This is a genomic window from Pseudomonas sp. EYE_354 (assembly GCF_023148575.1).
In the GTDB taxonomy this organism is placed as follows: domain Bacteria; phylum Pseudomonadota; class Gammaproteobacteria; order Pseudomonadales; family Pseudomonadaceae; genus Aquipseudomonas.
The window spans coordinates 1-19,962 of sequence record NZ_JAHXNQ010000017.1 but is presented as its reverse complement, the minus strand read 5'-3'; the positions used below and the strand labels follow the sequence as shown (position 1 = coordinate 19,962).

Sequence of the window (19,962 nt, the reverse complement as noted above, 5' to 3'; positions counted from 1 at the left end):
GCTCTTTAAATCGCAGCCCAAGTAACAGGTGAATTTTGTGAGCCAGCCTACGCCAGCCGTGCGTACCTTCCAAGACTTGATCCTCGCCCTCCAGCAATACTGGGCCGAGCAAGGTTGTGTGGTACTTCAGCCCTACGATATGGAAGTAGGCGCCGGCACTTTCCACACCGCAACATTCCTGCGGGCCATCGGCCCGGAAACCTGGAACGCCGCTTATGTGCAGCCCAGTCGTCGCCCGACTGACGGCCGCTACGGCGAGAACCCGAACCGTCTGCAGCACTACTACCAGTTCCAGGTGGTATTGAAGCCGAACCCGGACAACTTCCAGGAACTGTACCTGGGCTCGCTCAAGCATGTCGGCCTGGACCCGCTGGTCCACGACATCCGTTTTGTCGAAGACAACTGGGAGTCGCCAACCCTGGGCGCCTGGGGTCTGGGCTGGGAAGTCTGGCTCAACGGCATGGAAGTCACGCAGTTCACCTACTTCCAGCAAGCGGGCGGCATCGAGTGCTACCCGGTGACCGGCGAGATCACCTACGGCCTCGAGCGCCTGGCCATGTACCTGCAAGGCGTGGATTCGGTCTACGACCTGGTATGGGCGGACGGCCCGTTCGGCAAAGTGACCTACGGCGATGTGTTCCACCAGAACGAGGTGGAGCAATCGACCTACAACTTCGAACACGCCAACGTCGACAAGCTGTTCGAGCTGTTCGACTTCTATGAAAGCGAAGCCAAGCGGCTGATCGAACTCGACCAGCCGCTGCCGTTGCCGAGCTACGAAATGGTGTTGAAGGCGTCCCATACCTTCAACCTGCTGGACGCCCGCCGCGCCATCTCGGTGACCGCGCGTCAGCAATACATCCTGCGTGTGCGCACACTGGCGCGTTCCGTCGCCCAAGCCTACCTGCTGGCTCGCGCCAAGCTGGGCTTCCCGATGGCGACCCCCGACCTGCGTGATGAAGTGTTGGCTAAGCTGGAGGCTGCACAATGAGTGCTCAAGATTTCCTGGTTGAACTGGGCACCGAAGAGCTGCCACCCAAGGCGCTCAATACCCTGGCCGATGCGTTCCTGGCCGGTATCGAAAAAGGCTTGCACACCGCTGGCCTGAAGTTTGAAGCCAAGAAAGTTTTCGCCGCGCCGCGTCGCCTGGCGGTGCTCCTGACGGCGCTGGAAACCCAGCAACCGGACCGCAGCATCAACCTTGACGGCCCACCGCGTCAGGCTGCGTTCGACGCCGAAGGCAACCCGACCCAGGCCGCCCTTGGTTTTGCCAAGAAGTGCGGCGTAGAGCTGAGCGAGATCGACCAGAGCGGCCCGAAACTGCGTTTCAGCCAGGTCATCACCGGCAAGCCGACTGCCAGCCTGCTGCCGACGATCATCGAAGACTCCCTCAATGACCTGCCGATCCCTAAGCGCATGCGCTGGGGGGCTCGCAAGGAAGAGTTCGTCCGCCCAACCCAGTGGCTGGTGATGCTGCTCGGTGACCAAGTCATCGATTGCACTATCCTCGCCCAGAAGGCCGGTCGCGACTCCCGTGGCCACCGCTTCCACCACCCGCAAGCCGTGCGCATCACGTCGCCGGCCAACTACCTCAACGACCTGCGCGCCGCTTACGTATTGGCCGATGCCAATGAGCGTCGTGAGCTGATCAGCAAACGCACCGAAGAACTGGCCCGTCTGCAGGAAGGCACCGCCATCGTGCCGCCAAGCCTGCTCGACGAGGTGACTGCACTGGTTGAATGGCCTGTGCCGCTGGTGTGCTCGTTCGAAGAGCGCTTCCTCGACGTGCCTCAAGAAGCACTGATCACCACCATGCAGGACAACCAGAAGTACTTCTGCCTGCTGGACGTGGACGGTAAGTTGCTGCCGCGCTTTATCACCGTGGCCAACATCGAAAGCAAGGACCCGCAGCAAATCATCGCCGGTAACGAAAAAGTCGTTCGCCCGCGCCTGACCGACGCCGAGTTCTTCTTCAAGCAAGACAAGAAGCAGAAGCTCGAAGACTTCAACCTGCGCCTGCAAAACGTGGTGTTCCAGGAAAAACTCGGCAGCGTCTACGACAAAGCCGTGCGCGTTTCCAAGCTGGCAGCCTACATTGCCCCACGCATTGGCGGCGACGCCGCCTCGGCCGCGCGTGCCGGGTTGCTGTCCAAGTGCGACCTGGCCACTGAAATGGTCGGCGAGTTCCCTGAGATGCAAGGCGTGGCCGGCTACTACTACGCCCTCAACGACGGCGAAGCAAACGACGTAGCCCTGGCGCTGAACGAGCAATACATGCCGCGCGGTGCCGGTGCCGAACTGCCCACCACCCTGACCGGTGCTGCGGTGGCCATCGCCGACAAGCTGGACACGCTGGTCGGCATCTTCGGTATCGGCATGCTGCCTACCGGTAGCAAAGACCCGTATGCCCTGCGCCGTGCGGCCTTGGGCGTGCTGCGTATCCTGATCGACAAAAAGCTCGACCTCGACCTGACCCAGGCCGTGGTGTTCGCCGTGGGCCAGTTCGGTGCCAAGGTCAAGCAGGCCGGCCTGGCCGAGCAGGTGCTGGAGTTCGTGTTCGACCGCCTGCGAGCGCGTTATGAAGACGAAGGCGTGGACGTTTCTGTCTACCTGTCGGTACGCGCCCTGCAACCGGGTTCGGCACTGGACTTCGATCAGCGCGTACAAGCCGTGCAGGCCTTCCGCAAGCTGCCGGAAGCCGATGCACTGGCAGCTGTGAACAAGCGTGTGTCGAACCTGCTGAGCAAGGCCGAAGGCCTGGGCAACGCCGACGTCGATCCTGGTTTGTTCGCCGATGCCAAGGAGTTCTCGCTGAACTCAGCCATCGCCAAGGCAGAAAACGCCGTGAAGCCGCTGATCGCCGAACGCAACTACGCCGAAGCCCTGGCGCGCCTGGCCACTCTGCGTGAGCCGGTGGATGCGTTCTTTGAAGCGGTGATGATCAATGCCGACGACGCCGGTGTGCGGAAAAACCGCTACGCCATGTTGGCGCGTCTGCGCGGTTTGTTCGTGAACATCGCTGACATTTCGACGCTGAGCTGATCATGGTGAAACTGCTGATTCTCGATCGGGACGGAGTGATCAATTACGACTCCGACGCTTACATCAAGTCGGTGGCGGAGTGGATTCCATTGCCCGGCTCGATCGAGGCCATCGCGCAGTTGAGCAAAGCCGGCTGGACGGTGGCCATCGCCACCAACCAGTCCGGCATTGCCCGCGGTTACTACGACATCGCGACCCTGGACGCCATGCATGCGCGTTTGCGCACGTTGGTGGCGGAACAGGGCGGCGAGGTGGGACTGGTGGTGTATTGCCCTCACGGGCCCGACGAAGGCTGCGATTGCCGCAAGCCCAAGCCGGGGATGTTGAAAACCATCGCCGCCCATTACGCTGTGCCACTGGCGGGAATATGGTTCGTTGGCGACAGCCTCGGTGACCTGGAGGCGGCCAAAGCCGTCGACTCTCAGCCAGTTTTGGTAAAAACCGGGAAAGGCGAAAAGACCCAGGCGAAAAACCTGCCGGTAGGCACTTTGATTTTTGACGATCTGGCGGCAGTTGCCGCAGAACTTATCAACAACTAGTCGCCCTCGACTTCCTGACCAAGGATTGTTCGGGAGTGCGCTTTTCAACAGGCGGGCAATGTCCCGCAACGGTAAACGCCGCCATGTCAATCTTGCAGGCCATCAGAACCTTTTTCTTTTACCTGCTGCTGGGCACCAGTTCGTTTCTCTGGTGCACCCTTAGCTTTTTTATTGCGCCCTTCCTGCCGTTCAAGGCGCGATATCGTTTTATCAATGTCTATTGGTGCCGCTGCGCGTTGTGGCTGACCAAGGTGTTCCTGAACATTCGGTTCGAAATCAAGGGCGCCGAAAACGTCCCGGACCAACCCTGCGTGATTCTCTCGAATCACCAAAGCACTTGGGAAACGTTCTTCCTCTCGGCCTACTTCTCGCCCCTGAGCCAGGTGCTCAAGCGCGAGCTGCTGTATGTGCCGTTCTTCGGCTGGGCCATGGCCATGCTGCGTCCGATCGCCATCGACCGTGACAACCCAAAAGCGGCGCTCAAGCATGTGGCCAAGAAGGGCGACGAGCTGCTTAAAGACGGCGTGTGGGTGCTGATCTTTCCCGAAGGTACGCGGGTGCCTTTTGGCACACTGGGCAAGTTCTCCCGGGGCGGTACGGCGCTGGCGGTCAACGCTAACCTGCCGGTCTTGCCGATCGCGCATAACGCCGGAAAATTCTGGCCGAAAACCGGTTGGGCCAAACGCGAAGGCACCATCACCGTCGTAATTGGCGAACCGATGTACGCCGAAGGCGAAGGCCCTCGCGCCATTGCCGCGCTGAATGACCGCGCCCAGGCCTGGAATGAAGCGCAGCAGCGAGCCATGGGCTCTCTACCACCAGAGCCGGTTGTGGTGGATACGCCAGTGGTGTGAGCATCTGTGGATAACCTGTGCACCATTTGTTGGAAAATCAGTGTTTTTCCATCTTAACTTGATGATTTGTTTACATATTTCATAACCCTATAAATTCTCTAAAAACGTGCATAAGTTTTTTCTGCATAAAAAAGCCGGTCCTTGTGACCGGTTTTTTATGCACAGCGAAAAAGTGATTTTTAGCCGTTCTCAATCAAGGGTATATGCAGGGTGAACGTGGTGCCTTTGCCCAACACGCTTTCACACACGATACGACCACCGTGACGTTCCGCGACTGCCTTGACCATGGTCAGCCCCAATCCCAGCCCCTCGCTGCCTTGGGCAGAATCGAAGCGTTTGTATTGGCTGAACAGCTCCGGCAGGTCCTGCGCGGCTATCCCCGGCCCCTGATCGCTGATACGGCATTCCAACCAGCCTTGCGCGCTGCTGTGGCGTAACCTGACGGTGGTACCGGACGCCGAGTACTTGATCGCATTCTCGAGCACGTTGAACAGTGCGCGGGTGAGCAGCGATTGATCGGCTGACACCATCCCTTCGTCGGCCTCATCCAGGTCGTGAACCAAGTGGATACCCTTGAGTTGGGCGATCAACGCCACCTGGTCAAAGGCATCCATTATCAGCATGGCGAACAGGGTCGGCTGAAAGTGATAACCGTCGGCTTCGGCTTTCGCTAACTGAACAAAGGATTCAGTCAGGCTCAAGGCGCGACGCACCTGTTGCTCGATCTGGGCAAATACCCGCGACTCTGCGCCATGCACATCCAGCAATGCGAGGATCGCCGAGTGCGGGGCACGCAGGTCATGGGAGAGAAAGCGCAACATAGTTTCGCGATGCTGTTGCGCCTCGCGCTCTTTACTCAGGTCGGTGAGGCTCAGCAGCCAACCCAGTGCAACATCACCTTCGGCGGGCAGCAAAGGAGCAAGCTCCATGCGCAGGCTGCGCTGACGGATATCACGAAACTCAACGAGCTCCAGCGCCGAAAGGGCTGGACGCACGCCGTTGTGCAGCGGCGGGTACCCCAGGTCCACCAACTGCTCCAGCAGGTTGTGGTTGACCAGATCACTGCCGAACACATCACGGGCAATCCGGTTAGCCAGCAGAATCTTGCCCTGGGTGTCTGTGATCAGCGTTGCCACCGGCAGACATTCCAGCCCATCGGCCATAAAGCGCCGGGTATCCCGTGTGCGGCTTACGGCTTGTTCGAGGGCAAAGATGCGGCCCTGCAAAACGTCGCCCTTGCTGGCGGGTGCGCGACGACGTTCGGGCAAGACTTTGGGTTCGTTATCCAGCCGCGCCAATTCCCAGCCGAAGTAGGCCAGGATCACGCTGAGACGACGCCAGTTCCAGATCAGATAACTGAGCAGCAAGCCAATCAGACAGGCAGCAGGCGACCACCAGTAGTCGAGCCGCAAGAGGGCCCAGGAGCCGAGCAATGCCGTAACCATGCATCCGAGGGTCATCCACAGTGCGTAGCGCGGGCGGAAGAGGAGCAGGCCCAATAGCGAAGCCACAAGCGAGGTGGCGATCAGCGCTGCCAACCATCCGGACAGGTCCACGATGCTACGACCTTGCAACAAACCGTTGAGCACATTGGCCTGTATCTCCAGGCCCGCCGTTGTACCTACCGTGGAGGAGGGCGGAATGACAAAACGTTCGCCCATGCCCGAGGCCGTTGCACCAACCAGAATCAGACGGTCGCGAAAGCGCTCGGGAGGCACTTCGCCTTGGAGTACGCTGACGTATGAAACGCTGGGAAAATGAGTGCCGGACTCAATAAACGGTATGCGGACGGCATGTTCACGATGCCAGTCCTGGGTGGCCGAATCCTGAACCCTTCCCGGCATCTCTGATGCCTCGCCGCTCATCGCATAGGCCAGCCAAACCAGCTGCGGCACCATCGCATCAGGCGGTCCCTCGCGCATGTATACGCTGCGGACCACGCCGTCGCTATCTGCCTCCACATTGATGTGCCCGACGCCTTTGGCGCACTTGAGCAATGGCAACAGGTGCGCACCGGGCAGAGTGGCAGCATCATCACGCGCCAGAGGCAACAATACGTTGCCGGCATTACATACCGCGTCGGCCAGGCGTTTGTCATTGGCAGGGTCGCCAGGCTCACTGAAGATCACGTCGAACAAAATACCGGCAGGTTGCGCGGCGCTAATGCGATCAATCAGGTCAGCGTGCAGGCTACGAGGCCAGGGCCACTGGCCAAGCTTTTTAAGGGTAGGATCATCAATGGTCACCAGCAAGATGCGCGGGTCCACAGGTAGCGGTGTCAGCCGACGCAGGCTGTCGTACAAAGGATTATTCAAGGCCAGGCCGGGACTCACGGAGAGGTAGGCCGTGATAGGCAGCAACAGTAAGCCGATCCATAACCATTCTCGGACCAGGCCATGGAACAGGCGCTGGGCATGGGTGGGTTGACGTTTTTCAGCCTTGCCCCAGAGCATCATGAGTCAGCGTGCCTGTGTTGTTGGCGCGTAATGGACGATGGCATAGACCTGGATTCCCCTTCCTTATGATGCTCGCCGTAAGCCGAAGCACGCCTGAGATACGACGCTGCGCTCAGGCCAGTGAAGCTTACTTTCGACGCGGCGGAAAAGTTTTCCTGATTGATGTTATTCATGGTGGGGATTGCACTGGACGTCCACTGTCAGGCCACAGGAGTTTACGCGCGCGCGTCGGCTGATCCTTTTCCTTACCGTCTCGAGTCGGTATCTTTCCCACATTGGTATCGTGAACGTTTGGTAATCACTTACTGGGCCCAGCGTACCGACAGATCCAAGGGGTCATCGAATCTGAGCACAATTCTTCAGATTCGCCGACCGGCATCTACGCAGTACGAGCCTTCAATATAGACAGGCCAGCGGCTGCCGAACTCTTCAAGACGAAAGGACCCACCCATGCGTGTCGCAATACTGGATGACGAACCCGCAGAGTTGCGCCGGGTTGAACAGACACTGCGACAAATCCCTGGCACCGCCGAACAGCCCTGGACACTGCATTGTTTTGAGCGCGGTGAAGATCTCTTGCGTCAATTACGACGTGAAACCTTTGACCTGTTGATACTCGACTGGCAGTTGCCCGATATCACCGGCATCGCATTGCTGCGCTGGACCCGCGAACACATGGATTCACCACCGGCCGTAATCATGCTGACCAGCCGTGATGCCGAGAGCGACATTGTCACGGCATTGAACAGCGGCGCCGACGACTACGTGAGCAAGCCTTTTCGCCCAAACGAACTGAAGGCTCGGGTCACGGCGGTTCTACGTCGGCATGGCCTGCAAAAATCAGCAATCCATGAAGTACAGAGTTTTAATGACCTGACCTTTGACGATGCCGAATTGACCGTCACTCGCGCTGGAAAACCGATCAATCTGACTGAGCGAGAATACCGCCTGGCCAGCTGCCTGTTCGCCAACTTGGCGCGACCGTTGTCCCGCGAGTATCTGTATGAGCGGTTCTGGCCCCATGAAGAAATGGTGTCATCACGCCCGCTTGATACGCATATCTATCGACTGCGCAACAAATTGGGGCTCACGGCCGATAGGGGTTGGCAGCTGTTGACGATCTATGGGTATGGGTACCGGCTGGAGAGTGTAGCGACGGCATCCAGTGGCTAAAAAGGTAGATGTTCCACGTGGAGCATTTCAATAAAGCGTGATATTCACCCATAAAAAAGGCCAACGCATGCGTTGGCCTTTTTGCTTTTGCGGGCTACACCGGATGTAGGTTCACAGAATAGATGATTCAGGAGCCTCAACAAACGCTGATAGAGGATCAGCTTTTTTGTGATTCCGCCTACCGGGATTTACTTAATAAATGAGAAAAACCTACTCGTTTAACACAATAGTTGGTCCCACGTAGAACAGGGCATAGCAACGCGTGCTGCGAGAGGACTTTCGGCCACCGCCAGGCCAATTCTGTTAAGCAGGGTTGGGCTCAGTCGCTGGATCAACCTCAAGATACATATAGCTACCCTCGCCCCCATCTTTTCCCGCATAGTGAATCACTAAGCGGCTGCCCTGCTCATCGTACGACATGCCATCGACAAAGCATTCACGGGCCATAGCTGGATAAGCCTTTAGCAGAGAGGCAATATGCCGCTTTACCCAAGCGATGAAATCAATATGCAGATCGCGCCAGGCCGAGCCGAATCCTTCATCCTTCTCGGACGGTTTGAATCCCATAACGTTAAGGCAATATCCCATCAACCTAACGCTGTCTAGGTTTGGTGCCTTTACTATTGAATTCAATAACATCGAATGGACCAGCTTTAGGATTTTTCCACCTGCCGCAGTGCGCAGTTCACTTGAGTTTAGGATATCGTCCCAGATCAGCGTGTACTGTATTTTTCTGGATACCCTATGAGGCTTACGGACTGACGAAGCTGCTTCAACCAGAGAGAATATGATGTGCGCAATATCTTCCGAGGCGTGCTCAACGTAAGTCTTACCTTGCTGATCAAGGTCATCCAGCACTGTGACCATGTCTTGAATAAGCGTGCCCAGCATACGTAGTCGTAGGTCGAGGTCATCGTTGAACCTCAAATCTGTTAGCTGAAGATCTTCAGTAAGGTCGGAGTAGATGCCCTCGATTTGTAGATAGGCACAATGTAAAGATTTCGGTTTTGAAGCGGCGCCTCCTCCCACGTGGACAGTGAACGCTTGGAGTACCAGACGAAAATATGCCTTCCACTGATCAATGTCCCAAGGTTTGCGACGCGAATACTCAGGGCTGAGTAATGTATCAATATGCCTGACCAACTGTGGGTTTTGACATATAGCCGTGGACACCGGACGGGTAATGCCTTCTAGTCCCGACTCGTAAAAGTCCTGCTCATGGTACAAAAATGAGTTCCGATTCTCGATAGCTGCAGTCACGAGGTTCTTCGCGATGATCTTGATCTCATCACTGTACTTAAGCTGGTTGCTTACAGCGTTGAACAGATTGATGATCAACCTCGGTGATCCCTCGACCACCGCCCGGCAGAACTTCGGGCTGCCCATGGCCATGAGAAGCCTGAGAGCATGCTCCTGCGTCTTTGTAATCTGGTCTGCAGTGAAATTGCCCGGCGCATAGTTCACGATCCTTGAAACGGACCTCGCCAGTTCGTCGCCAACAATCGCCAGCTCGGTTGGAGAACCGCGCAACAGACGCGCTTCTACGCTGCGAGCAAAATTTTTAGCATTCCAGCAGTTGAATCTGGCAGGCAAGAAAAAAGCTAACCAAAGCCAAGTGGCCAATACCAGAAAAAAACCACCACCCAGCAATAATTGCCACGATTCGGGTGTCAGCCAATCTCCAAGCGGTACACGCGATTGGCTCGCACGCCAATGGTCAGTCAGCAACGCAAGCAACCCCACTGTGATAGTGATCGCTACAGAAGCCCTTCTTACAGGGAGGAATGCAGTGTCAATACGAAATTTGTACCGCAGATCTGCGACGGTCCAAACGACCAGTGTCAAGGCAAGGCCACTGATAAGCTCGGCGAATCCAAAGTACTTTGGGGCAGTTTTATCGAGTGCAAAACAGTCGAAAGCGAGGAAGGCCAGCCAAGGGAGGTTGAACGGATAACATTGTTCAATAGGCATCTTTAAATCCTTTTAGGAAGCAAACTTGGCTTTTTCAAATTTAAAAGTATCCCCCAATCTGGACTATAGCTATCCGAGAAATTGGGGTTTTCGATACAAGGAAACAGGATAGTATATCGATACTATTTTTCATCAAAAACTGGAAGATGATTTTTATGGAACTGTTCAATTCCATAACGTCTTAGTCTTTCCAGCCATTCTTCTGCCACCGTTCTAGCCGTACCCAGCGATATAGCGGCCTCGCGCAACAGAGTAAATTCAGTTCTTAAAGTGGTTGGCGTAATTCCGGGATCATCAGTGTTGACCAATACCCGAACAGGCCCACGCCGCAAACCATAGCGGTTGTATTTCCCGCCATTTGAAAGCAATGATTCATCTGGCGGACTCCATCGAAAAATCGGGTGCTCGCTATGATTTTCCAATCGAGCAATGTAAACATTCGACGTGGGATTAGTTTCAATTATCAACCCCATATCGTCATAATGATCCATTAAGTAATCCTGCAGGGCATGCATGAATTCCAACTCCTGGGTAGTATCTACATCGTTGATAACTCCAAGTACCGACTCACAATGCTGTTCGTATAGGGCTTGTCCATCCCACTCACTGCCCATTCTTACAACGACCAATGGTAACTTGCTCATCGCCGCCATATGCTGATGACGGTAACGGTAAATACGTGCGGCTATATCTGACAGGTTGTTAATCACTGCAGCGTCTGGCACAGCACACCGCTCCCGCTCGGTTCTTGGCTGATCATCGTACAGTTTTTGCCATAGATGATGACAGTTACGGCGCAAGCACCACGCACGATAAAGTACCGAAGGAGGCATAGCCACAAATGCCGACCCAGATATACCATCACCTTCTTGATGATCTACGTCCAACTCAGGTGGCTCAAGCCAAGGGACGAAGGGGAGGATGCGCGCAATACGACGCTCGATGATAGGCAGCACTTGCTGCGCCAGAGGCAAACGACTGCTTAATGTTGTGGCGTAATGCCAAAGCCAAACTAGATTGTCCAGGTGTTCGTCCAGGGGGACCATCATCTCGCCCTGCCGAGCCACCCATTGCGCAGGGTCAATACCCAGCGCCAACGCGTGTCCCAGGCGATCGCCATCGCGCATTTCACAGAATCGCACCGTTTCGTCAATATGGCGCATTCCCGACAAGGGGTGGGAATAGTCCTCGCCCGCGTGAATACTCAGATGAAAACCGCTGCTGGCATCCTCACCGTCAGGACGCGACACAAGGCCCCGCCGCAACCAACGCAAGATAGGCGCAAACAACTCGATACGCAGATCATTTTCATCACCAGCAACGTCCAGTCCGCGAAACCAGCGTGCAGGATGGAACTGAAAATGCTGATTTAGCTGACCGCCCAGAAATTTTGGCAATGTCCAGCCGGCTTGCCTCGACAAACCCGTCAACAAATCGTCGGCACTTTTCCAGAGTCCTTCTAATTCTCGACCAGGAGCTCGCTTTTGCCTTTGAGTGCGAGAAAAATGGCCGCAAAAATGCCAACGCTCCATTGATCTCAAATAATGCCCGGCACTACCTTCTAGGCTGATTTCATGCTCGCCGAATATATAAGGCGGAATGATCGCGTGAAGTCTGTTGTTATTCGCAACAGCATCGGCCAGTTTGCTCGCAAAATTGGAAGAAAAGGTTCCGATCATGGCTTTTACCTCCGCCACATCTTCACGCCCTACTAGCAGCCGGCGCACATTTTCTTGCAAAAGAGACGCTCCATTACGCCTCAACGGCCCCTGAAAGTAGCGCTCAACAAAACGGGTCAACCCTTGACCATCCATGATAAGCCGCCGCCGCAACTCATTAAACATTTGCAGCCAGCAAAGAATCGCGACACGCCACGAAGGCAAAAGCGTCGGCTCGCGATAGAGGCAGCAAAGGTACAGGAGCAGCCAGAGCCAGCGATTAACACATCCGCGCATCATCGCTTGGGCGAACTGACCACATACCCACGGAGCAGAACCTACCTTCGCCGTAGCGTGGCTAGCTGCAAGCAATTCCCAATCCGGCAGCCTTTCTTTGACAACCATTGGGTTATTCAACTGCAGGCTAATATCCTGCTCCCTTCCGGAATGTTCGAGCAGTTGGATCAGCAACTGGCGCATGCGCTTTAGCTGCGGATTCAAGTACTGCTTTTCGTTCTTTAACCAGACTCCATCCTTATCGCTGCTCCTCAATCCGTCAGAATCGCCTGCTCTCAACAAATAATCGCCAAGAACGGCACTGTCCGTCGCAACGCCCCCAAGGTGAACGTGTCCTTCAGCATGCGGCAAAAATGGGTTAGGTAATGGCGCAAAGAAAGGAGTTTGCGCTGAGACGACACGGCAAACATCTCCCGCTGTCGGCTGAGGGTTTTCATTAAGCCAACCACTAAGATGCCAACCAACCAGCAGTGTAGGATCCAGTTCTGCCGCAAGCCGCGCATACGCTTGCACCTGGGTTTCGCGATAGCAAATCATGTCCCCATTACGCATCAGCTGCTGATTGAACAACTCATCCAGCCACGGCAACTTTGGCTCAATGAACAGTCGCGCATCACACGCCCGTTCCACTAGATGGCGAAGATCGTTCAAGCGAAAACGGCGCGGATAGTGCTCATCCAGCGTATCGACCAGCTGCTGATAGCAGTCTCCCTGTAGGACTTGCCACCTGTCTTGTCCCATACCCTGCTGCGGGCTGACCAGCTCAGTCCACAACCGCTCTGCAAACCGGCGGCTTCCGTAGAAACCGCCGGTTGCATGTTCAGTGAGAGAACGGTTCAGCATCAGTTTTGACTAGCCAGGAGTGTCTGATTCGCGTCTGCCAGTAACTTCAACTCACTGCTATCAGGGTATAACACTGTCATTTCAGTAATGATTCTTTGGCGCTCGACCTCTGCGATTTTACGTAACTTAATCTCAAGAAATTTCGATGTTAGCCGAGATGGCGGAGTAGCGTTTAGCTTGCTAAATAACCATTCTCTCGCACTTACATTTTTTGCTTCTTTGACCCAAGAAATGGCCAGTATCTCATCTAACCAACTTCTGATTGGATGATCTGCAAGAAAGAAACTAGCGGTGCGGGTGCTTGCACCAAATTGACGTTTGGAAAGAGAGTCGGGATTATCTTGGCCTTTCTGCCCTGTCGTCGGAGCAAATGGCAAGATGTTCATCTTGAAATGGGGGTTCTGCTCAAAGTTGTGTGACGAATTCAAATTGACAGTAGCCACCACGTCCGGGAGACCGAACAACCTGCCCTTTTCAAAGCTTCCAAAGGCAGACCAAGTTGCGTGGAACACCATACCCACTTTATCCAATGCTTTGCCGACATCCTTCATGCCTTTAGGCACATTTCTAAATTCGGCTACCTGGCTATATACCTTGTTGAACACCTTGTAGATAAGCCATGGTGAGAACCTTACTTGGTCCAATTTATGATGTTCACGCCAAACCTCTATGTCTTTCTGCAATAGTTCAAGCTGTCGATTCAGCCTTTCCAGTACATCATCCTCGCTAATTTCTACAGGCTCATCGTCCTCATCAGGCCCAAGATTCAAAGTTTTAGTAGGCGCCAAAGCACTGGTGGAGTGAAACGGCGCATCCTGTACGATGCCTTGCAGGGTTTGTAGGCTGACCGGGCCAACAAGACTGGCAATAATCAGCTCGAAAATACGGCCAATATTCAGCATCATGCTGCGGTTAGCATTTGTGTAATAGTTATGATGGGTGAGCAGTGAAAGTAAGAAAACGGCTTTGTCTCCAATCTTTTCAGCCGCCCCAGACCTGGAAATCACCTCCCAGTATTTCCAATCCTTTGCCGAATTTACTCCCACCTCTGCCACTGGGTAGGGCAACAAGGTTTGCTGAGCATCTAATCTCGCCAACCAGCCATACGGTAACTTTTCTTTTAAATGTACCTGCCATTCGGAAAAGTCATTTTCCTTGATAAACTGATTCAGCCCTGCCGCCTCGTGATGTAGAGGCTGGAACAGCGGAGTGTCAAAAATACTACCGTTGCGTTCCTCTTCACTGATTTCTGCCAGGTGCTGCCAGTATTTATAAGCCTGTAGTACCAGATAAACTGCCCCGGCCTTTGGTTCGTACTGAAAGTAATCACTAAGAGTGCTTTCCCAGCTAGATATCGTCGTCTGATCCAACCCGCCGAAAATGCCATCTAGCGGTTCGTGAGGCGGCTCTGAAAATAACCTGTACGCGGGGCCGAACTCCCGTTTCGTTTCTTTATTTAAACGCTGGTGTTCGGCATGAAACAAGTTCATTACATCAAGACGGATTGTGGGCATTTGCCAGGCACGCTTGACTTGCAATGGGTTCTCAGCCAAACGCACCGCTTGTGGCAAGCCTTGGATTAGCTCCGAACAACTGTTGATGAACTGTGTCAGAGCACGCAATGAAGGAATAGGCAGCGTCAGATCACTGCCTTCGCGACCATTGACCGGACCGGCTAAGAAAATCTCCAACCAAGCATGAAAATTGGGAAGCGAAATGACGCTTGGCAGACCCAACGTAATGTCCTGATCACCCAAGTATTCACTAACCGGAGGCATGAACAGTCGACTTGGCAAAGGCAGCACTTTGCGCTGATACTCATTAGCTAGCTCAACAGCAGTGGTATATGCCTGCTCCGGTTTGTAGTTTGAATCCTTGGTCAAGCGACCATGAAAATCTCGCCATGTCACTTCACGGTACAGCTCGCGATCCCCACTGACGATCGGCAGCACATAAGGCGTGGTCAGATAACGTCGTACAATTTCCAAATTCTCGAATGCACGATTGAGTGAGGTGTCTACGTCATCAATCGGCAGCACCAACAATTTTTTACCCAATAACTGCAGTACGGCCTTGAAAAACTCCTGCACGCGATCAGCCAAATGCTTATTGCCGAAAAGCGCACGAAGCTTATCCATACCGCGTTCGTCGTGTTGTACCTCTACGCATTCCAGAGCATGGGCGAGTTTATCCAATGCATGGTTTAACTGCTTGTAACTTTCGGGATTGGTGCGTTGTGAGTTTTTGACATCTTCGTCAGACAGTACCGCCGCCACTATTATGTGCAAGAAAAGGGATTCATTCTCCTCCAGCAGGGTAGGGTCGACCGGCTCAAGAATATGGATATCCTTTAAGATGTCTCCATGTGTACTTTTCAGGTACGTGCGTAAATTCACCAATACTGACGTTTTTCCGGTGCCACGCTCACCGTCAATGGATACCGCATTGTGGCTCCGAATTTCGTTGAGTTTAGTGCTATCCCCTTTAGCATTGACCGTATGAAGAGCTTTAGTGATGAACTCAGCTAATTTGTGGTACACCGCCAATGGCAGCAGAGTTTTTTCATCATCTAGATTGGCAGTTTCTGGTGCATGGAGCGGAATGTAGCGGCTTGTAGTATTAGATATTGACATTCCATGCCTCATTTTTCCTTGGGTAAGATTAGCCCCTGCTAGAGCAGGCCACTCAAGAACTGTATCACAGTGCCATCAGTTGGCGTCGCCGCCGAATTGACCCCTTAATGAGACGTCACTGACCCAGTCTGCCCCTAGCGAACCATTGCCATTATTGGAATTGTGCATATTTGGAGTTGGGTCAGTCTTGCGTCAGCAGGTGGGTCAATTCGGCATCAGCGTCAACAGACAGCCTCTCCGACAGGATTCAGGAGAGAAGGACAGTGGTGGGGCTTATTAATCGCCCCGAGTTACTTTCGTAACGACCTCCGCCCCAACAGCAGGCGCATCACGCCAGAACGCGATTTCAGGTGATTCAGGTAAGCCGAAATCATACTTCTGTAGTAGATCAACCAATTTGTATCGTTTGTGATCAACCGAAGATCGAGCGGAGGTTATCTGCTTTGGGTGCTGATCATGCTTTTGATGGTGCCGAACCATTGGACTACCTCCAATTGCTGAGTAGTAAGCGTATCACCAAAGGAGGCAGCTACCTGCGCCACCCATCCCATACAATCCACAATGAGATTGCATGGTTTCTAGAATCCCGGGGGCGATTCACCCTGCCGTAGTACGGAAGCCTCATTATAGTGCTCGGCTCGGCTTAGCTGAAGCAAACCCGATAGTGGTGCAGGGGGGCGGCTGATTAACGCTTGGCTAGGAAAGCCGGGCGCGTGGTGGGATGGTCATCGACCTTTGAAGCGGGTTGAACATGGATTGCGAATATGGACAGAGAAGCGATTAGGCACGCCAGGACTCTAAAACGCACGCTACAAGCTGCAATCGACTCGGGAGAAATCACCAGCAAAGAACATTTACTCAGTCGAGCTGCCGGGCACGGATTGATCGTCACAAGGAACGGGAAGGATTACGCTGGATTTAGCTGCGAAAGCGGAAATCGGTTACGGGTCCACTTCAATTTTGGAGATCATCCCCCTCGTAAGCCCAAAGAGCTGAAACCACGAAAACCTTCGCTTGGAGGCACTTGGATTTACGCACTCACAGCTCACAGTAACGACGGCAGCCGAAAGGCCTGCTATGTCGGACAGTCGGTGAGTCCGCGGAAACGCTTCAAAGACCATTTTGCATGTCGTCGTGCTGGCTACTCCTCATCGGCGCTGACTGAGTGGGCTGCAGCAGAGAACACCGAGATCCGAGCGACAGTACTGAGCTGGGTTGTCGGAGACCAAAGGATCAGGACTAGGTTTGAGGGCTACTGGATTCGCTTGGCCATCATGGCAGGCTTCGAAACTCCAGATGTTCATCGTTGGGGTAATCTTCCTTCGACGGAGAATCCTGTCGGCCAACCAGACACTTGGCCCACACATCAAATAGTTGCTGCGTCCATTCCCTTGGCGCTGGCCGCGAAAGAAAACTTCTCGATCCGCCCACTTTTTTCTAACAGAGAAGCACCTCCTGCAGAGACTGCTCGCCAGCTGGATCTAAACCTCGAGTGCGACTGAAGGTACTGCGTAGCCCAGCCGGGATAGGATTCCATCGCAAATCAAGGATGGAGATCTTCATTTACCTCGCTGAACTCACCATAAAAAACTTCTGCAAGTAGCGTTACACAACATTGAAACTGCAGCCCGGGTTGGACGCTCTAGTTGGACCCAATAACGTGGGAAATAGCGCCGTGATCAACGCGTTGCGGACGCCTCTCGCCGGTCATGAAGAGCCGTACCCACGTCTCGATATCACCGATCGTCACCGGACCTTAGAGGGCGAACTGGGAGGCAACATCAGTTGCCACTGGATAGTAGAAACTGATCAAGTTCGTCTTCTAGGCCCTGCATCAATCTGATTGCTCTGGTTTGATATCCTCCTATGTCGCGACTCTTTAGTCCGCCCGGAGTTGGGCAGGACGGGGCTGATTCGGGGGCAAGGCATCACCCGCTCGTACCCGCGCTTCAGCCAGCCCCCAAGACTCGTCACCATCTCGTCACAACACATCGCTAATCTGAATTGAATGGGCCAGCCTTCTCTGGCCTAGAGGAGGCCTACTTGTCCTCTCCGTCCATGCGAACAGATTCAACTGACTGCTCTGACAGCTTGGTGCCAGCTGCGGAGTACGTTCGCATGTCTACTGATCACCAACGCTACTCCACGGAAAACCAATCAGCAGCCATCCATGCTTACGCCATGAGCCACGGCATGAAAATCGTCAAAACTTACAAAGACGATGGGAAAAGTGGCCTAGATATCGGCGGCCGTGATGCTCTGCGTAGATTGCTTGACGACGTCCAGGCCGGACATACCCAGTATCAGGTGATTCTTGTATATGACGTCAGCCGTTGGGGACGCTTTCAGAACACGGACGAAAGTGCCCACTATGAATACCTTTGCACCAGCTCCGGTATCAACGTGGTGTATTGCGCAGAGCCTTTTGAAAACGACGGCTCGCCTCTAGCAACCATTTACAAAGGCATCAAACGATCCATGGCTGGGGAGTACAGCCGAGAGCTTTCCCAAAAAGTCTTCGCTGGTCAGTGCCGCCTCGTTGAAAAAGGTTTTCATCAAGGCGGCCCGGCAGGATATGGATTGCGCCGCGCTTTGATCGATGAGAAAAGCGAATTCAAGGCAGAACTGTCGCGGGGCCAACAGAAAAGTCTCCAGACCGACAGGGTTATCTTAATTCCGGGACCCAAAACCGAAATCGAGGTGGTTCAACACATCTATCACCAGTTCATCCACAACGGAATGAGTGAGCACGAAATTGCCGATGCACTAAACGCCGAAGGGCTGATTACCGATTTCGACCGCCCCTGGAGTAGAGGTAGCGTGCACCAAGTGCTGACCAACGAGAAATACATAGGTAACAACGTCTACAACAAAACGTCCTCCAAGCTACGTAAACGTATCAGCCGCAATCCACCCGAAAAGTGGGTTCGATGCGATGGGGCATTCCAGGGAATTGTCTCACTGGAGGTGTTTGCCGCAGTTCGCGAAATCATTTTGCAACGCTCACGCCGCTTGGACGATGCACAACTGCTAGAACTGCTTCGCAACCTGTTACGGCGGGCGGGCTCTTTGTCCGGGATGCTCATCGATGACCAAGACCACATGCCCTCCAGCACGACCTATATAAATCGCTTCGGCGGCCTCTTACGTGCCTACACGCTTATCGGCTACACACCAGACCGAGACTATCGGTATTTGGAGGTCAATCGCTCCCTGCGGCAGCTGCATCCGCAGGTTCTTGAAGATGTTGTAAAACACTTCAAGCATGTGGGTGCCGGAGTCGAGCTCAATATTCAGAGTGACCTACTGACAATTAACGATGAATGGACAGCATCAGTGGTCATCGCGCGCTGCCAATCCACACTGGCAGGTACTCTTCGCTGGAAGCTCCGGTTTGAAAACAGCCTGACACCCGACATCACCATCGCGGTACGCATGGAGCACGAAAATCTACAAGTGCGGGACTATTACCTCATCCCCAGTATGGATATGGGGGCGTGGCCGCGAAAAATGTCCGAAGAAAACAGCCCCTTAATAGACAGTTACCGTTTTGCAACGCTGGACGTACTTGATGGACTTGCTGCGCGTTGCTCGCTGAAGGAGGCACGTCAATGACTGTCCCATCTACCTCGCGTGATCGCGTCGCACTAATTCCAATATCACATATCCACATCCTCAATCCTCGCACGAGGAACAAGAAGGTTCACCGCGAGCTCATAGAAAACATAAAAACGGTAGGACTCAAGCGTCCCATTACCGTAAGTCTCAGAGCCACGCCTCAGGGGCAGATCAGCTACGACCTTGTGTGTGGACAAGGCCGTCTCGAAGCATTTCTTGCGCTAGAAGCCACAGAAATTCCAGCGTTTGTGATTGATGCCGTGGAAGAAGACTGCTTGGTCATGAGCTTGGTAGAGAACGTAGCTCGAAGGCAACACAGGCCGATAGACCTTATGAACGAGGTCGGGCGCCTGAAAGAACGGGGTAAAACCGATGAGGCGATCGCAGTAGTGATTGGCAGCACAGCCTCTTGGGTCAGCATGATTGTTGGTCTACTTGAACGCGGTGAAGAAAAACTCCTGTCAGCAGTCGAGACAGGGTTGATACCTCTAAGCATGGCAGCCGATATCGCCCGTAGCAGTGAAAGCGACATTCAAAACCTCCTTACTGACGCCTACGAACGTGGAATAAAAGGAAAGAAGATTACCAAGCTGCGTCACCTTCTAGAGCTACGTGCCAAGAAAGACAAACTGGTACGGGGAAGCCCGCTGGGTCGTGATAGCCAGAATAAGAAGAAAAGGCTGACGCCCGCAGACTTGAGAAAACTATTCGAACGAGAAGCCGAGCGGCAGCGCCTGATGGTGAAGAAGGCTGTAGTGGTCAACTAATCCCGGACACGACGTTAAGTTTTTTTTCGGCCTGAGCCGGTGGCAGCCCACCATTAAATTGGTGCGGTCGAATCCAGTTGTATCGGTGCATCAAAAAATGGCTGATATCCC

12 protein-coding genes are annotated in these 19,962 nt (G+C 54.0%); 8 read left to right on the top strand and 4 right to left on the bottom strand.

Annotation, left to right across the window (positions count from 1 at the left end; translation table 11 throughout):
* The first annotated feature begins 37 nt into the window (after positions 1 to 37).
* From glyQ to KZX66_RS21365, 4 genes are all read left to right on the top strand, one after another.
* Complete coding sequence (gene glyQ, locus KZX66_RS21380) at positions 38 to 991, top strand: glycine--tRNA ligase subunit alpha (protein ID WP_003187265.1); 954 nt, start codon at positions 38 to 40, stop codon at positions 989 to 991.
* Positions 988 to 3,042 (top strand): glycine--tRNA ligase subunit beta, encoded by a 2,055-nt coding sequence (gene glyS, locus KZX66_RS21375; RefSeq protein WP_248083214.1) that lies wholly within the window; start codon positions 988 to 990, stop codon positions 3,040 to 3,042. Before glyQ ends, glyS begins: the two co-directional genes overlap by 4 nt.
* On the top strand, positions 3,042 to 3,581 hold the full coding sequence (gene gmhB / locus KZX66_RS21370) for a D-glycero-beta-D-manno-heptose 1,7-bisphosphate 7-phosphatase (RefSeq protein WP_248083355.1): 540 nt from the start codon (positions 3,042 to 3,044) through the stop codon (positions 3,579 to 3,581). Before glyS ends, gmhB begins: the two co-directional genes overlap by 1 nt.
* Before the next feature lie 83 nt (positions 3,582 to 3,664).
* Positions 3,665 to 4,435: a lysophospholipid acyltransferase family protein gene (locus KZX66_RS21365; RefSeq protein WP_248083212.1), complete on the top strand. Its 771-nt coding sequence runs from the start codon at positions 3,665 to 3,667 to the stop codon at positions 4,433 to 4,435.
* A 179-nt stretch (positions 4,436 to 4,614) separates the two neighbouring features.
* Here the strand turns inward: KZX66_RS21365 and KZX66_RS21360 are convergent, their stop codons facing one another.
* Entirely contained in the window at positions 4,615 to 6,891 is a 2,277-nt protein-coding gene (locus tag KZX66_RS21360) for a CHASE2 and HATPase_c domain-containing protein (RefSeq protein WP_248083210.1), read from the bottom strand.
* 450 nt (positions 6,892 to 7,341) lie between these two features.
* On the opposite strand from KZX66_RS21360, the gene KZX66_RS21355 reads away from it, so the two are divergent.
* Positions 7,342 to 8,064, top strand: a complete 723-nt coding sequence (locus tag KZX66_RS21355; RefSeq protein ID WP_248083208.1) for a response regulator transcription factor — start codon at positions 7,342 to 7,344, stop codon at positions 8,062 to 8,064.
* Positions 8,065 to 8,367: 303 nt separating this feature from the next.
* Here KZX66_RS21355 and KZX66_RS21350 read toward each other — a convergent pair whose 3' ends face one another.
* The 3 genes from KZX66_RS21350 to rdrA all read right to left on the bottom strand — a co-directional run bounded on the left by KZX66_RS21350 (position 8,368) and on the right by rdrA (position 15,466).
* On the bottom strand, positions 8,368 to 10,035 hold the full coding sequence (locus KZX66_RS21350; RefSeq protein ID WP_248083206.1) for a hypothetical protein: 1,668 nt from the start codon (positions 10,033 to 10,035) through the stop codon (positions 8,368 to 8,370).
* Positions 10,036 to 10,157: 122 nt separating this feature from the next.
* The gene (rdrB, locus tag KZX66_RS21345; RefSeq protein ID WP_248083204.1) at positions 10,158 to 12,833 is read right to left on the bottom strand and encodes an antiviral RADAR system adenosine deaminase RdrB; all 2,676 of its coding nucleotides are present in this window, start codon (positions 12,831 to 12,833) and stop codon (positions 10,158 to 10,160) included.
* On the bottom strand, positions 12,833 to 15,466 hold the full coding sequence (gene rdrA / locus KZX66_RS21340) for an antiviral RADAR system adenosine triphosphatase RdrA (RefSeq protein ID WP_248083203.1): 2,634 nt from the start codon (positions 15,464 to 15,466) through the stop codon (positions 12,833 to 12,835). Before rdrA ends, rdrB begins: the two co-directional genes overlap by 1 nt.
* Before the next feature lie 764 nt (positions 15,467 to 16,230).
* Between rdrA and KZX66_RS21335 the strand changes: the two genes are divergently transcribed.
* The 3 genes from KZX66_RS21335 (at position 16,231) to KZX66_RS21325 (ending at position 19,851) form a co-directional block, all read left to right on the top strand.
* Complete coding sequence (locus tag KZX66_RS21335) at positions 16,231 to 16,968, top strand: GIY-YIG nuclease family protein (RefSeq protein ID WP_248083201.1); 738 nt, start codon at positions 16,231 to 16,233, stop codon at positions 16,966 to 16,968.
* Between the two features lie 556 nt (positions 16,969 to 17,524).
* The gene (locus KZX66_RS21330) at positions 17,525 to 19,081 is read left to right on the top strand and encodes a recombinase family protein (protein WP_282446025.1); all 1,557 of its coding nucleotides are present in this window, start codon (positions 17,525 to 17,527) and stop codon (positions 19,079 to 19,081) included.
* Positions 19,078 to 19,851, top strand: a complete 774-nt coding sequence (locus tag KZX66_RS21325; protein WP_248083192.1) for a plasmid partitioning protein RepB C-terminal domain-containing protein — start codon at positions 19,078 to 19,080, stop codon at positions 19,849 to 19,851. The genes KZX66_RS21330 and KZX66_RS21325 overlap by 4 nt, the downstream gene beginning before the upstream one ends.
* Positions 19,852 to 19,962: the final 111 nt, after the last annotated feature.